We start from the raw sequence: 14,333 nt of genomic DNA on the forward strand, positions 1-14,333 counted from the left end.
CACCGTCCATGTTTGCGGCTATGCTGTTGTCAGGATGAGGTTTGTTCAGACATTGGCATGAGGGGCTGGTATGAAGGTGACAGCTAGCGAAGTCCACGGCGATATCTCGCCGCAGGGCGTGATCCCGGCTCCCGATGGGTTGCGTGTGGGTTACCCCGGGCACCTTGGGGGGTACTCGCGCGAGTGTGCGCTCAAGCTCTATGCCAACGACGCCCAGCTCAAGGCCTACGCAGGTATCGACGAGGTCATCAGGGCGCTGGCGGAAGGTGAGATCGATACTGCCGTGGTGCCCTGGTCACGTGGGCATCAGCGTCCGGTACGCGCCACGCATCAGGCCCTGGCCTTCTGGACGGGTATCTGCGTCGAGCGGCGTGTCTTCCGTGCCATCAGCCTCAGTCTACTCGGGCCGCCCGGGGCTTCGCCGTCGGCGGTGAGGCGTATCGTGGCGCGGGAGGCCCTGTTCGAAGAGTGCGATGCCTGGCTGCAGCAGAACCTGCCGGAGGTCGAGCGGGTGGAGTGTCTGCACATGGCGGATGCACTGGACATGGCAGAGAGTCGCAGCGATACGCTGGCCATCGCGCCGCCATCACTGGCACGTCGCCCGGGCCTTGTGTGCCTCGCGCAGCGCATCGAGGATGATCCCGGTCGTGTGGCGCAATTCGCGGTATTGAGGCGTGATCACGCGCGGGTGCGCGGCCAGTGCTTTTCCTGTGATACCACGGTAGATGAAGGGCAGGGCAACGCGGTGCTGTCCGGGACCAGCGAGCCCACCGGGTGAAGGTCGCCGCTCGGCCCTGAGTTCCGTTATGCTGAAGGCCATTCGTCATCAGAGGCCTTTTGCATGGTGTCTTTCGAGCAGCGCTTCTGCGCATCCTCCGCACTCTCTAGATCAGAGACGCAAGACGCCGCGACTTCACCCGATGTCGCGGCGTCTTGCGTGGTGCAACGCATTCCTGCCACTCCCGCCGAATGGGTTCCCCCCGGCGAGCTTGACGCCCGCCTGCCGGTGCGGCCTGACGTGGTGCCGGTGTCGCTACCGACGGCCGGACTGATCATCGTCGATGAGATCAACGGCTTCTGTCAGGTCGCAGGCGGTGCGTTGGCGCCTCAGGCGCCCAATGCCCAGGTCAGCAGGATGATCGCCCTCAGCGATACGCTGGCGCGGACCTTCAGTGAGCGTAGACGCCCGCTGCTGGTCTTCATTGATTCCCATGCGCCGGGCAAGCCGGAGCCGCCCTATCCCGCCCATTGTGAGCAGGGCAGCGGCGAGGATGAGCTGGTGGCGGAACTTGCCTGGCTGGAAGAGGATCCGCAGGCCACGCTGGTACGCAAGGACTGCATCAATGGCTATGTCGGCGCGATTGATCTCGATACCCAGGTCAATGCGCTACAGGAGTGGGTGAGCGACGAAGGGCTGGAAACCCTGGTCGTGGTAGGCATCTGCACCGATATCTGCGTGATGGACCTGGTATTGACGTTGCTGTCGGCGCGCAATCACGGCCTGCTGGGCAAGGTGCGTGACATCGTGGTACTGGAGCCCGGCTGTGCCACCTACGACCTGCCAGCCGAGGTGGTCGCGCAGCTGGGTTTCCCCGATACGGCGACGCATCCCCAGGCAGACAGTCATCACATCGGACTTTACTGCATGGCGGCGCGTGGGGCGGTGATCGCCAGTCAGCTTGAGCTGACCTCTTGAGTTGACCTATTGAGTAGATGTCCTGATCTGCTGTCATGGACTGAGCTGCGTCTCTCGTAGCGTCGCCGGAGAGAGGGGTAGACGATTAGAGAGTAATTGAAGAGAGAGGAAGAGCAGGGGTGGTGGCAGGAAGGCAGAAATTTCGCCAGATGCCGCACAGACAATACTGCCTGTCTGCGCAAAAGGTAGTTTGATTACAACATCTGGCCATGAAAACGCCGCCTCTCTTGCGAGCAGGCGGCGTTTTCATGGGGCGACATCCAGCGTCATTCAGGCGCGGGTGCTGACCCAGTCGTTGGCGTCCGGCACGGCCACTTCGACTTCCTCGGAGATCAACTTCGAGTGGAAGAGGAAGTCCGCGCTGGCCGCATTGCTGGCGACCGGCACGTTCCACAATGCCGCCAGGCGCAGCAGCGCCTTGACGTCAGGGTCGTGCGGCATCGGCGCAAACGGGTCCCACAGGAAGACCAGCAGGTCCAGATTGCCTTCGGCGATGCGCGCGCCGATCTGCTGATCACCGCCCAGCGGGCCGCTCAGCAGGCCCTCGACCTCGAGGCCCAGCTCCTTGCTGATGCGGCGAGCAGTGGTGCCTGTGCCCAGCAGCTGGTGGCGGGACAGCTCATCGCGCCAGCGATTGGCCCACGCCAGCATTTCATCCTTCTTGCCATCGTGCGCCACCAGCGCAATGCGCTTGCGTGCTGGCAAGGTGCGCCGTGCCTGGCGCTTGGGTCGTTGTTCGCTCATTCCCTGACCTCCTGAGGATGGGGCAATGTCGCTGACCCTCCGCCCCGAAAGGCCCGGGGCGGAGGGTCAGCGAGGCCGATCAGTCGATGGTGCTGCCGACAGTGACGATCTTCATGGTGTTGGTGCCGCCATGTGCGTTCATCTGGTCACCACGAGTCAGGATCACCAGGTCACCGCGAGTCGCGATGCCGCGGGCTTCCAGCTCCGCGATGGCGCGACGATTGATTTCCGCCGCCGGCAATTCGCTGGAATCGAAGGGCAGTGACACCACGCCGCGGTAGAGCGCCATGCGGCGCTGGGTCTTCTGGTCCTGCGCGAGGCCGACGATGGGCAGGCCGGAGCGGATGCGCGAGGCGATCAGCGGGGTATAGCCGGATTCCGTCATGCAGACGATGGCCACGACACCGGTCAGGTGGTTGGCGGCATACATCGCGGACAGCGCGATGGTCTCGTCGGTCTTGCTGAAGCCTTCGTGGATGCGGTGCTGGGATTCCTGCGCGGCACGTTCACGTTCGGCGCCCAGGCAGACGCGATCCATGGTCTCGATGGTCTCGACCGGGAAGTCGCCGGCGGCGGTCTCGGCCGACAGCATCACGGCGTCGGTGCCGTCGAGCACGGCATTGGCGACGTCGAAGACTTCGGCGCGGGTCGGCAGCGGCGCGCTGATCATGGATTCCATCATCTGGGTGGCCGTGATGACCACGCGGTTGAGGCTGCGCGCGCGGCGGATCATGCGCTTCTGCACGCCGATCAGCTGGGCATCGCCAATCTCGACGCCCAGGTCACCACGCGCCACCATCACGCCTTCACTGGCGAGAATGATGCCGTCCAGTACGGCGTCGTCGGCCACGGCTTCGGCGCGCTCGACCTTGGCGATCAGGCCGATGTCACGACCTTCCTCGCCCAGCAGCTCACGTGCCAGCTGCATGTCGGCGCCGCTGCGCGGGAAGGACACGGCCAGATAGTCGACACCGATATCGATGGCGGTCTTCAGGTCTGCCTTGTCCTTGTCGGTCAGGGCTTCGGCAGACAGACCGCCGCCTTGCTTGTTGATGCCCTTGTTGTTGGACAGCTTGCCGCCGACCTTGACGGTGGTGTGGATCTCGTTGCCCTTGAGCTCATTGACCTCAAGCACCACGCGGCCATCGTCGAGCAGCAGCACGTCGCCCGCGACCACGTCATCGGCCAGTTCCTGGTAGTCACAGCCGACGCGCTCGACGGTACCTTCATCACGGCCCAGGCCGATATCGAGGATGAACGGCTGGCCTTCGCTCAGCTTGACGGCGGTATCCTTGAAGCGCGCGATGCGGATCTTCGGACCCTGCAGGTCACCCAGCACGGCGACGCTGCGGCCCTGGGCGGCAGCGGCCTGTCGTACGGCCTCGGCGCGCATGCGGTGATCTTCGGGGCTACCGTGGGAGAAGTTGAGGCGTACCACATCGACTCCGGCACGAATCATCGCGTCGAGCACACCCGGCTTGTCACTGGCAGGGCCGAGAGTGGCGACAATCTTGGTGCGGCGGATCGGGCCGTTGAACGCGTGCGGCATGAAAGCATACTCCTTGAACACTGGCGTGATGGACTGGCTGAAAACGCAAACCAGGTTGTTGTCATTTTACTACATTGAAGGCTGAAAGGGAGCCTGTCGAGTATCGTCGGCTGTCGTTGTCCATTCTCGTGATCACGATCGGGACTGCAAGGGGGGACGTGAAGTCTGCCGCGCGATTGTTGCGAATACGTTGTCGCGGGTACGCGGACGTGGACTCTCGCTTGAGGGTTTGCCGCGCTACGCCATGCGGGGGCGGCCGGCCATTTCGACGCCTGACAGCCAGGCGTCGCATGCCCTTTGCGTCGGCGTCGGGGTGATCGCCCCATCACGCCAATGTTCGCTGGCTGGCTTTCACAGGCAGCCATTTCACTGCTACCTATATAGTGGCAATAGCCTGCTGAGCGACATTTCCGCTCATCGAGCCGGCGCAGACCGTGTACCGGCCCCGTTGACCGCTGCCATGCGCTGATGACCTATGCTCAAGTCCGGCTCGGAGGCCGGAATGCCACGCCCCCATGCATGACGGCTGTCGATGTCATCTGACGCAAGCCGCACGCTGGCATGGCAGGTGGCATGGCATGTCTCGAGGCTGTCGCAGAGGCGTCATCTTGAGCCGCCTTGACGAGGTGCCAGTCTCAACATTGCTGGTCAGCGCTGAAATGCTGGGGTAGGGTAGGCGCATTTTTCGGCTGGGACAAAACCCAGCGCGACGAGTCATTCGCCGGCGCAATCAGTGCCGGCCAGGAGATGCGAGCAACCATGGGCAAGTCACTGGTGATCGTCGAGTCGCCCGCCAAGGCCAAGACCATCAACAAGTATCTCGGCAACGACTTCGTGGTGAAGTCGAGTGTCGGGCACATCCGCGACCTGCCGACCAGCGGTAGCGGCAAGCAGGCCACCGACCCCAAGGAACGTGCCCGTCAGGCGGCGGAGACCCGCAAGATGTCGCCCGAGGTCAAGGCGGCTCACAAGGCGCAGAAGGCCAAGACCCAGTTGATCCGCCGCATGGGGGTCGACCCGGAGAATGGCTGGGAGGCGCATTACGAGATCCTGCCCGGCAAGGAAAAGGTCGTTTCCGAGCTGACGCGCCTGGCCGAGAAAGCCGACACCATCTATCTCGCGACGGATCTGGACCGCGAAGGTGAGGCGATTGCCTGGCACCTGCGCGAGACCATCGGTGGCGACGATTCGCGTTACAAGCGTGTGGTCTTCAACGAGATCACCAAGAAGGCGATCACGGCGGCCTTCGATGAGCCGGGCGAGCTGAAGATGGATCGCGTGCATGCCCAGCAGGCACGCCGCTATCTGGATCGCGTCGTCGGCTTCATGGTCTCGCCGCTGCTGTGGGCCAAGGTCGCTCGTGGCCTGTCCGCCGGTCGCGTGCAGTCGGTTGCCGTGCGGCTGATCGTCGAACGTGAGCGCGAGATCCGCGCCTTCATCCCCGAAGAGTTCTGGGATGTCCACGCTGAGCTGGCCGCCGCCAGTGGTGAAGCGATCCGTTTCGAGCTGGCGCGTCAGGATGGCAAGGCCTTCCGTCCGACCAGCGAGAAGGAGACGATGGATCGCATCGCGGCGCTGCGCACGGCCAAGCTCGCGATCACCAATCGTGAAGACAAGCCGACGCGCTCCAAGCCGAACGCGCCGTTCATCACCTCGACCCTGCAGCAGGCGGCCAGTGGTCGTCTCGGCTTCTCGGTCAAGAAGACCATGATGATGGCCCAGCGTCTCTACGAGGCGGGTTACATCACCTACATGCGTACCGACTCGACCAATCTGTCGGCGGACGCGGTGGCCACGGCGCGTGACTTCATCAGCGAAGAATACGGCAGCAACTACCTGCCGGAAGCGGCCAACGTCTACTCCAGCAAGGAGGGCGCCCAGGAAGCGCACGAAGCGATTCGTCCTTCCGAAGTGTCGCGCCGCGCCACCGATCTCGCCGGTATGGAGCGTGACGCCGAGCGTCTGTATGAGTTGATCTGGCGTCAGTTCGTGGCCTGTCAGATGCTGCCGGCCGAATACCTGTCCTCCACGCTGACCATCGAAGTGGATGGCTACGAGCTGCGTGCCAAGGGCCGTGTGCTCAAGTTCGACGGCTACACGCGTGTCATGAAGCCGATGGGCAAGAAGGAAGAGGATCAGTCGCTGCCGGATCTTGCCATCGGCGAGAAGCTGGACCTTGTCGAGCTGCAGCCGCTGCAGCACTTCACCAAGCCCACGGCGCGATACACCGAGGCCAGCCTGGTCAAGGAGCTGGAGAAGCGCGGTATCGGCCGTCCGTCCACCTATGCCGCCATCATCTCCACCATCCAGGACCGTGGCTACGTGGCGCTGGAAAACCGTCGCTTCTATGCCGAGAAGCTGGGCGACATCGTCACCGATCGCCTCAGCGAGTCCTTCAAGGACCTGATGGACTTCGGCTTCACGGCGCGCATGGAAGACTATCTCGATGAGGTGGCCAATGGCGGGCGCAACTGGCGCGAGCTGCTGGACACCTTCTACGCCGAGTTCAAGGCCGAGCTGGACCACGCCCAGTCCGAAGAGGGCATGCGTCCGAACCAGCCGGTGCCGACGGACATCGCCTGCCCGACCTGTGGGCGCGAGATGCAGATCCGTACCGCCTCCACCGGGGTCTTCCTGGGTTGTTCCGGCTACAACCTGCCGCCCAAGGAGCGCTGCAAGACCACCATCGATCTGCTGCCGGGCGATGAAGCCGTGGCGGCCGATGCCGGTGAAGATGCCGAGACGGATGCGCTGCGCGCCAAGCGTCGCTGCCCGATCTGCGCCACCGCGATGGACAGCTACCTGATCGATGAGCAGCGCAAGCTGCACGTCTGCGGCAATAGCCCGGACTGTGTCGGTCACGAGGTCGAGGAAGGACAGTTCCGCATCAAGGGTTACGATGGCCCGGTGATCGAGTGCGACAAGTGCGGCTCCGACATGCAGCTCAAGACCGGGCGTTTCGGCAAGTACTTCGGCTGCACCAACGAGAATTGCAAGAACACCCGCAAGCTGCTCAAGTCCGGTGAGGTAGCGCCGCCGAAGATGGACCCGATTCCGATGCCGGAACTTGCCTGCGTCAAGGTCGAGGACCACTACGTACTGCGCGATGGCGCCAGTGGCCTGTTCCTGGCGGCCAGTCAGTTCCCGAAGAATCGCGAGACGCGTCCGCCGCTGGTCAAGGAGCTCAAGGCGCATGCCGACGAGCTGCCGGAGAAGTATCACTTCATTCTTGATGCCCCGGATCAGGACCCGGACGGACGTCCGGCGCAGATTCGCTTCTCGCGCAAGGTCAAGGCTCAATACGTCATGACCGATGAGGAAGGCAAGGCGACCGGTTGGAAGGCGACCTATGACAACGGCCGCTGGGTCGTCGAGGACAAGCGCAAGGGAGCCAAGAGCTGATGAGCCAGCGTGCCCGTACCAATCAGCTGCTGTATCAGGCCGAGTTGCTGCTGGCCCAGTCAGCAGCCTCTGGCGACGATGAGCATGCCGTGGCACGACGCATGGCCGGTGAGGAGGGCGCGCTCGCCCTACTGGAGCTTGCGCTGGCGTCATTGCTGGAAGAGTGTGCCGTGACAGCGCGCTGGCCGCAGGGTGGCTGGCGTGAGCGCCTTTCCACCCCGCCGACGCCCATTGCCGAGGTCGAGCAGCTGCGCAGCCTGCTGGAGCGTCCCGACAGCTGGTTGTCTGAGCTGGTCGCGGATGTGACCCGCCTGCATGAAGAGGACGGTGCCGCTCGCCGCGAGGAATCGCGCTCGCGTGGTGATGGCCTGATCATCGCGGCAGCTTCGAACGCCTCGCTGGCCGAGCGGCTCAGCGCTGCCATCACGGCATTCAAGGCGCTGCTGCCGCAGCTGCGCGAGTCGAGTGTCGAGTGGTAGGTTCAGGCGTTGATCTGGTGCTGCACGCTGGTGATGACTGGCGGATGGCAATCGGGTGACGTTTCGCCTTCACGGGTGCTAGACTGATCGCATTGTGGCAAGCCCTGCATTCTCCGGTACGACCATGGCTCTGGCTGTGGTCGTACTTTTTTCTGCGTCGCTGATGGCAGCGCGGTGCCGGGCTTGCCAGCCGTCGCGCTGACGATTACAACGACGCCGGTATCTCGCGAGATGCCGTGCAGGAGGAATGACGTGTCCGATCCCGCCGTACTTGAAATTGTGCAAATGGAAGATGGTGAAGTGATTCTGCGCGCCGCGGAAAGCGAAGGTGAGCCGCTGCTCAGCATTCGCATTTCGGACGAGGCCGCTGATCTGCTGCGTGACAATCGTTTCGAGGTCGCGCGTGAGATGATCGACCACGCCATCACCCGGACTCGCCTCTGGGATGGCGAAGAAGACGAGGACGAGCAGTCAGAAGGCATCGTGCACTGATTCATCGCTCATGCTTCGCGCACAAAAAAACCCGCCTCGAGGCGGGTTTTTTTGTGCGATGCGTGCGGCTTTTCTGCTGGGCAAAGCGCTGCTGGTCAAGGCCTCAGTGCAGGCCACCATCGCGGATGACGCCCACCCCGAGACCCTCGATCTCCAGACTGTCCGTGCGCAGGTCGACCTTGATCGGCGAGAAGTCCTCGTTTTCGGCTTCCAGCCATACGTAGTGCCCGTCACGGCGGAAGCGCTTGACGGTGACTTCATCCCCCAGGCGGGCCACCACGATCTGGCCGTCACGCACGCTGGTGGTGCGGTGTACGGCCAGCAGGTCGCCTTCCAGAATCCCCACATCCTTCATCGACACGCCGCGCACACGCAGCAGGTAGTCGGCAGCCGGCGAGAAGTAGTCACTCGGCAGCGGACAGTGGCGGTCGATATGCTCGCTGGCAAGAATCGGGCTGCCGGCAGCCACTTCCCCGATCACCGGCAGGCCATCGTTGGCGCTGTCGTCGACGTCAGCCAGCGACGGCACGCGAATGCCGCGTGAGGTGCCCGGCACCATCTCGATGGCGCCCTTGCGCTTGAGGGCGCGCAGATGCTCCTCGGCGGCATTCGGCGAGCGGAAGCCCAGCGCCTGGGCGATTTCGGCCCGCGTCGGCGGGTAGCCAGAGGACTTGATGGTCTTGATGATGAAGTCGAAGACATCCTGCTGGCGCGGAGTAAGCGGCTGGGTCATGGCATTGCCTTTGGCCTGGGCGGCATCTTGAGCTGACGGCACGGGGTGTGCATCCATACAACTGTCATTGTATCCAGTCATGGCGGTCATGCAAGGCATCGTGGCTTGCGTGGTGGCCTCAAAGGGCAGGTAGTCGTCGAGAGATCGCTGTCTGGTGACCTTGCTTGCCCGATGTCAAAGGCTCTGCTGATGAGGTCAGGCGGGCTGTCTGGGAGGGACGGATATTGCGAGTCCTTGGATCGCCACGGTCAGCGTTCAGCGAATATCAGTCTTGGCTAAACCTCTGGCGTTTGAAACGCGAGAGAATTGTCAGTCATGGCATGGCGCGCTAGAATCAAAGTGTTTCAAACGAATGTTCGTCGATGGCGGTGGCCGGTCGAGGCATGATCAAACATGCCGTGCTCGAGCGGGCCGTGTTCGAACATGCCTTGATCGTACGCGGCCTTGCCGTGAACCAGCACCACCTCATGAGAGAGTCGCCGTGCGGGGCTTGCGCCGTGACCTACGACTCCAGTCCTTTTCTACCTGACAAGGGTTCCGCCCATGGCCCAGACCGATACCGTTACCCGCATCCTCGATACTGCCGAGGTGCTGTTCGCCGAGCGCGGCTTCGCCGAGACCTCACTGCGCAACATCACCAGCAAGGCCAAGGTCAATCTGGCGGCGGTGAACTACCACTTCGGCTCCAAGAAATCGCTGATCCAGGCGGTCTTCGCGCGCTATCTCGATCCGTTCAGTGAGCGTTTCCACGCGGCACTCGACAGCGTCGAGCAGCAATACGCCGGGCGTCAGGTGCCGCTGGAGGTCCTGCTGGAGGTGATGGCGCGCACCGTGCTGGAGGTGCCGGCCGAGCGCAACAGCCTGCGTACCTTCATGCGCCTGCTTGGGCTGGCCTATACCCAGGGGCAGGGCCACATGCGGCGCTATATCCGCGAGCATTACGGCACGGTCTTCAGCCGCTTCGCCGAGCTTCTGAAGCTGGCGACGCCTGATCTGCCGGACAACGAGCGCTTCTGGCGCCTGCACTTCATGCTCGGCAGCGTGATCTTCACCTTCTCGGGCCTGGATGCACTGCGCGATATCGAGGAGGCCGAATACGGCCATCACACCACGGTGCGTGAGCTGATTCAGCACATGCGGCCGGTGGTGGTCGCGGCGATGGCAGCGCCGTTGCCGGCCTCGCTCGGGGATGGTGAGGCGGTCACCCAGGCGGCCAGCTGATGGCCTGCTGGGTCGCGGTGGATCTCTCACGCCAGAGCCTCGAGATACGCAATGACGCGCCGAGTGGCAGTCGTGATGCGCCGCCCCCCGCGGCCGGCCCTGACGCGCTGGTGCACGCCTGCGCGATCTCCAGCGGCCTCAACGGTATCGGCGAGCTCGACGGCAGCGGTTGCACGCCAACCGGCTGGCATGTGATTCGTGCCGCCATCGGGGCGGGCAATCCGCGTGGCGCCGTCTATCGCGGACGGCGCTTCACGGGTGAGGTGTTCACGCCTGAGCTTGCCTTAGAGCATCCTGAGCGTGACTGGATCCTGACGCGCATTCTGTGGCTCAGCGGCCGCGAGCCCGGCCTCAATCGCGGTCGCAATGCCCGCGGTGAGCGGGTCGATAGTCTGCGCCGCTACATCTATTTTCATGGCACGCCCAGCACGGAACCCATGGGCGTCGCGGCGTCCCACGGCTGCATTCGCTTGCGTGATGACGACCTGCTGCGACTCTTTGCCGAGGCCGTGCCCGGCACACCGGTGCTGCTGCATGTCTGAAGGCGTTGGTGTCCGAGTCTGATACCCTCCATGAGCCGTCACCGAAATCCGTGTGGCAGTCCCTTGCCGGGGTGCAGCTGGTCGCGACTGTTCGATAGGGGTTCAGTCGGCTAGAATTGCGCCTTTCCTCGCGCTGGCAGCCTGATTCATCACGTTTCTTCCAGGCTGCCAAGCCCCGTAAAAGACATGAAGTCCTGGCGGTCGTGATTCCTCTCTACACGGGACATCACTGCCGCAGGCCATGGACAGGAAGGATGACATGACACAGCCACTGGGCTCCGTAATGGTCGATGTTGCGGGGCTGACCCTCGCCCGCGACGAACGTGAACTGCTGGCACGCCCTGCCGTCGGGGGCGTCATCCTGTTTGCGCGCAACTGCGCTTCTCCTGAGCAGGTGCTGGAGCTGAGCCGCGAGATTCGCAGCGTGAATCCCCACCTGCTGATCGCCATCGATCAGGAGGGCGGGCGCGTCCAGCGTCTGCGCGAGGGCGTGACACGCCTGCCATCGATGCGCAGCCTGGCACAGTGCTGTCTCGGCCGTGACTGTGATGGTTGCGGCGAAGACGCCCAGGCCGCAGGCCTGGGTCTGGCACGCGATGCCGGCTGGCTGCTGGGCATGGAAATGGCAGCCATCGGCTGTGATATCACCTTTGCGCCGGTGCTGGATATCGATGTGGCGGGCTCGACCATCATTGGTGATCGCAGCTTCGGCGCCACGCCGGAAGACGTCATCGCGGTGGGCGGCGCCTTCATCGATGGGCTGCAGGAGGCGGGCATGTCCGCCGTCGGCAAGCATTACCCGGGGCATGGTGGCATCTCGGCCGATACCCATCTGGAGCGCGTGGTCGACCCGCGTCCGTTCCGCGAGCTGCGCGAACATGATCTCAAGCCCTTCGCGGCCCTCGCCGAGCGTCTGGGCGGCGTGATGCCGGCGCATGTGGTCTATCCGGATTTCGATGCACGTCCCGCGGGTTTCTCGCCCAGCTGGTTGGGCCTGCTGCGCGAAGAGTTCGGCTTCAAGGGCGCCATCTTCTCCGATGATCTGGGCATGGCGGCGGCAGTCGCGGAAGGTGGCCCGGCAGAGCGTGCGCGCCTGGCGCTGGACGCCGGCTGTGACATGGCGCTGGTCTGCAATGACCCGGCCGCCGCGCGCGAAGTGCTCGACAGCCTCGATGACGATGAGCAGCGCCACCGAGGCAAGCGCCAGGCGCGGTTGCGCTATGCGCGGGCTCGCCCGACGCTGGATGGCCTGGTGGGGCTGGCACGCTGGCGGCGCACCCACGCGCGGCTCGAATCGATGGCGGCCAGCCAGGCATCACAGCAGGTTGCCATGCCCTCGGGCACGCTTGGCAGTGCCGAGGCGTCTGACACGTCGTCGGCCTCTGAGTCCGGTAGCGCGCAATAATCAGGCACGCGGTGTCTTTTTCGAGTCGAAGACTGGCAAGGAATTCCCATGGCTGAGCAATCCGCCACCGAGGCTGCTGCCGACAAGCTGGCAGCGCCTGCCGAAGAGATGATCAATCAATGGGTCGAGCCGCTGCGCCAATGGGTCGAGCAGACCTTTGGTCTGCCGCTGTGGGGCATCAATCTGGCTCTGCTGCTGCTGGCGGTGCTGTTGCTGCACCTCATCGAACGAGTGGTGCTCACTCGCCTGGCGGCGCATGCCGAGAAGAGCCGCAACCTGTGGGATGACGCCCTGGTGCATGGCCTGCGTCATCCCTTGTCATTCTGGCTCTACAGTATGGGGGTGTTGCTGGCGCTCGGCATCATCGCCGGCCAGTTCAGCCTCAGCGGGGCCGAGAAGTACCTGGGCACGGCGCGCCAGATCGTGACCCTGCTGGCGCTGGCCTGGGCGTTGATTCGCATGGTCAAGCGCTTCGAGGCGCTGCGCACCATGCCGCCGCCCGGCACCAACGTCAACGCGATGGATGCCACCACGGCCTCGGCGATCAGCAAGTTGCTGCGTGCGGTCGTGGTCGTGCTGGTGGGGCTGGCCATCCTGCAGAATCTCGGCGTCTCGCTGTCAGGGGTGCTGGCCTTCGGGGGTGTCGGCGGTATCGCGGTCGGCTTTGCGGCGCGGGATCTGCTGGCCAACTTCTTCGGTGCCCTGATGATCCATCTCGACCGGCCCTTCAAGGTCGGCGACTGGATCCGCTCCCCGGACCGCGAGATCGAGGGCACCGTCGAGGATATCGGTTGGCGCCTGACGCGCATCCGCACCTTCGACATGCGGCCCCTCTACGTGCCGAACGCCATCTTTACCAGCATCTCGGTGGAGAATCCGTCGCGCATGTACAACCGCCGCATCTTCGAGACCGTGGGGCTGCGCTATGAGGATGCCGCCCAGGTCGGCCCCATCGTTGCCGCGGTACGCGAGATGCTGGAAGGCCATGACGAGATCGACCAGACGCGCACCCAGATCGTGAACTTCACCACCTACGGTGAGCATTCGCTGAACTTCTTCGTCTATGTCTTCACGCGCACCACCGACTGGGTGAAGTACCACGCGATCAAGCAGGATGTCCTGCTCAAGGTGCACGACATCATCCGTGAGCATGATGCCCAGGTGGCGCTGCCGGGGCAGCGTCTGCACTTTGCCGATGTACTGTCCTTCGAAGGACGCCACCATGAACACGACGCCGAGGCAGAGAACGCCGCGGCGTCATCAGACACGCAGACGCGCGGGTCCCGCCGCCGTTCTGATTCAACCGCCGCTGCTACATCCTCTTCTGCGCCTGTCCGGCGTGGAGATGAGGCCAGTGACACCCAGGAAACTCCCGATGCTGACTCCGACGCCTGAGACTCTCACCGCCCTGCATGACGAAATGCGTGAGGTGATGGACAACGCCGATTGCCTGATCCCGCAAGCTGACCTTGAAGTGGCACTCGACCGCATGGCCGTTGAGCTGACGGAACACCTCGGCGATCGCATGCCGATCTTCTATTGCGTGATGAACGGCGGCCTGATCACCGCCGGCCAGCTGCTGACCCGTCTCGACTTCCCGCTGGAAGTCGATTATCTGCACGCCACTCGCTATCGTGGCGCGATGCGCGGCGGCGAGCTGTTCTGGCGCGTCAACCCGGAACTGCCGATGGCCGGCCGCGACGTGGTGATCGTCGATGACATCCTCGATGAAGGAGGCACCCTGGCCGCGATCCTCGAGTATTGCCGTGAAGCCGGCGCGCGCAGCGTGTCCAGCTGCGTGCTGGTCGACAAGAAGCATGACCGCAAGGCCTTCCCGGGCTTCAAGGCCGACTTCTGTGGGTTGGACGTCGAAGACCGCTTTCTGTTCGGCTTCGGCATGGACTACAAGGGTTACTGGCGTAACGCGCCGGGCATCTACGCGCCCAAGGGTCTGTAGACCAGAGATCTGTAGCCCAAGGAGCTGCATCAGGACCTGCCCGATGGCAGTCGCCATCGCCGGCTGACATCGCCATCGCGTGCGATAGCCATCGTCAACGCTGGCATTCAATC

At 63.8% G+C, this 14,333-nt stretch carries 13 protein-coding genes; 10 read left to right on the forward strand and 3 right to left on the reverse strand.

What is annotated here, in order from left to right; translation table 11 throughout:
• Window positions 1-70: 70 nt before the first annotated feature.
• Window positions 71-778, forward strand: coding sequence for a prephenate dehydratase domain-containing protein (locus F8A90_RS04195; RefSeq protein WP_200019158.1), 708 nt, complete (start codon window positions 71-73; stop codon window positions 776-778).
• Between the two features lie 159 nt (window positions 779-937).
• Window positions 938-1,696, forward strand: a complete 759-nt coding sequence (locus F8A90_RS04200; protein ID WP_200019160.1) for an isochorismatase family protein — start codon at window positions 938-940, stop codon at window positions 1,694-1,696.
• Window positions 1,697-1,966: 270 nt separating this feature from the next.
• On the opposite strand, the gene F8A90_RS04205 is transcribed toward F8A90_RS04200, so the two are convergent.
• Together F8A90_RS04205 and pyk are read right to left on the reverse strand one after the other, a co-directional pair.
• Entirely contained in the window at window positions 1,967-2,440 is a 474-nt protein-coding gene (locus tag F8A90_RS04205; RefSeq protein WP_054555025.1) for a methylglyoxal synthase, read from the reverse strand.
• A gap of 79 nt (window positions 2,441-2,519) precedes the next feature.
• Window positions 2,520-3,989 (reverse strand): pyruvate kinase, encoded by a 1,470-nt coding sequence (pyk, locus tag F8A90_RS04210; RefSeq protein WP_043331933.1) that lies wholly within the window; start codon window positions 3,987-3,989, stop codon window positions 2,520-2,522.
• Between the two features lie 759 nt (window positions 3,990-4,748).
• On the opposite strand from pyk, the gene topA reads away from it, so the two are divergent.
• From topA to F8A90_RS04225, 3 genes are all read left to right on the forward strand, one after another.
• A complete protein-coding gene (topA, locus tag F8A90_RS04215; protein WP_166019259.1) occupies window positions 4,749-7,391 on the forward strand; it encodes a type I DNA topoisomerase in 2,643 nt (880 codons plus the stop codon).
• Complete coding sequence (locus F8A90_RS04220) at window positions 7,391-7,870, forward strand: DUF6586 family protein (protein ID WP_200019162.1); 480 nt, start codon at window positions 7,391-7,393, stop codon at window positions 7,868-7,870. Before topA ends, F8A90_RS04220 begins: the two co-directional genes overlap by 1 nt.
• Window positions 7,871-8,122: 252 nt before the next feature.
• A complete protein-coding gene (locus F8A90_RS04225; RefSeq protein WP_052384340.1) occupies window positions 8,123-8,362 on the forward strand; it encodes a hypothetical protein in 240 nt (79 codons plus the stop codon).
• Between the two features lie 103 nt (window positions 8,363-8,465).
• Here F8A90_RS04225 and lexA read toward each other — a convergent pair whose 3' ends face one another.
• Window positions 8,466-9,095 carry a transcriptional repressor LexA gene (lexA, locus tag F8A90_RS04230; RefSeq protein WP_166019261.1) on the reverse strand — a complete coding sequence of 210 codons (630 nt, stop codon included), beginning with the start codon at window positions 9,093-9,095 and terminating at the stop codon, window positions 8,466-8,468.
• Window positions 9,096-9,638: 543 nt separating this feature from the next.
• On the opposite strand from lexA, the gene F8A90_RS04235 reads away from it, so the two are divergent.
• The 5 genes from F8A90_RS04235 (at window position 9,639) to F8A90_RS04255 (ending at window position 14,220) form a co-directional block, all read left to right on the forward strand.
• A complete protein-coding gene (locus F8A90_RS04235; RefSeq protein ID WP_043331928.1) occupies window positions 9,639-10,316 on the forward strand; it encodes a TetR/AcrR family transcriptional regulator in 678 nt (225 codons plus the stop codon).
• Complete coding sequence (locus tag F8A90_RS04240; protein WP_200019164.1) at window positions 10,316-10,858, forward strand: L,D-transpeptidase; 543 nt, start codon at window positions 10,316-10,318, stop codon at window positions 10,856-10,858. Before F8A90_RS04235 ends, F8A90_RS04240 begins: the two co-directional genes overlap by 1 nt.
• A gap of 259 nt (window positions 10,859-11,117) precedes the next feature.
• Window positions 11,118-12,263 carry a beta-N-acetylhexosaminidase gene (gene nagZ / locus F8A90_RS04245; RefSeq protein ID WP_200019166.1) on the forward strand — a complete coding sequence of 382 codons (1,146 nt, stop codon included), beginning with the start codon at window positions 11,118-11,120 and terminating at the stop codon, window positions 12,261-12,263.
• Window positions 12,264-12,311: 48 nt separating this feature from the next.
• Window positions 12,312-13,658, forward strand: a complete 1,347-nt coding sequence (locus tag F8A90_RS04250; RefSeq protein ID WP_233593438.1) for a mechanosensitive ion channel family protein — start codon at window positions 12,312-12,314, stop codon at window positions 13,656-13,658.
• Window positions 13,639-14,220, forward strand: coding sequence for a hypoxanthine-guanine phosphoribosyltransferase (locus F8A90_RS04255; protein WP_233593439.1), 582 nt, complete (start codon window positions 13,639-13,641; stop codon window positions 14,218-14,220). The genes F8A90_RS04250 and F8A90_RS04255 overlap by 20 nt, the downstream gene beginning before the upstream one ends.
• The last annotated feature ends 113 nt before the right edge of the window (window positions 14,221-14,333 follow it).

The organism is Cobetia sp. cqz5-12 (genome assembly GCF_016495405.1).
Taxonomy (GTDB): domain Bacteria; phylum Pseudomonadota; class Gammaproteobacteria; order Pseudomonadales; family Halomonadaceae; genus Cobetia.

Coding starts and splice junctions, on each gene's coding strand:
- F8A90_RS04195 (WP_200019158.1), top strand. CDS start 71: ATGAAGGTGACAGCTAGCGAAGTCCACGGCGATATCTCGCCGCAGGGC.
- F8A90_RS04205 (WP_054555025.1), bottom strand. CDS start 2,440: ATGAGCGAACAACGACCCAAGCGCCAGGCACGGCGCACCTTGCCAGCA.
- pyk (WP_043331933.1), bottom strand. CDS start 3,989: ATGCCGCACGCGTTCAACGGCCCGATCCGCCGCACCAAGATTGTCGCC.
- topA (WP_166019259.1), top strand. CDS start 4,749: ATGGGCAAGTCACTGGTGATCGTCGAGTCGCCCGCCAAGGCCAAGACC.
- F8A90_RS04220 (WP_200019162.1), top strand. CDS start 7,391: ATGAGCCAGCGTGCCCGTACCAATCAGCTGCTGTATCAGGCCGAGTTG.
- lexA (WP_166019261.1), bottom strand. CDS start 9,095: ATGACCCAGCCGCTTACTCCGCGCCAGCAGGATGTCTTCGACTTCATC.
- F8A90_RS04235 (WP_043331928.1), top strand. CDS start 9,639: ATGGCCCAGACCGATACCGTTACCCGCATCCTCGATACTGCCGAGGTG.
- F8A90_RS04240 (WP_200019164.1), top strand. CDS start 10,316: ATGGCCTGCTGGGTCGCGGTGGATCTCTCACGCCAGAGCCTCGAGATA.
- nagZ (WP_200019166.1), top strand. CDS start 11,118: ATGACACAGCCACTGGGCTCCGTAATGGTCGATGTTGCGGGGCTGACC.
- F8A90_RS04250 (WP_233593438.1), top strand. CDS start 12,312: ATGGCTGAGCAATCCGCCACCGAGGCTGCTGCCGACAAGCTGGCAGCG.
- F8A90_RS04255 (WP_233593439.1), top strand. CDS start 13,639: ATGCTGACTCCGACGCCTGAGACTCTCACCGCCCTGCATGACGAAATG.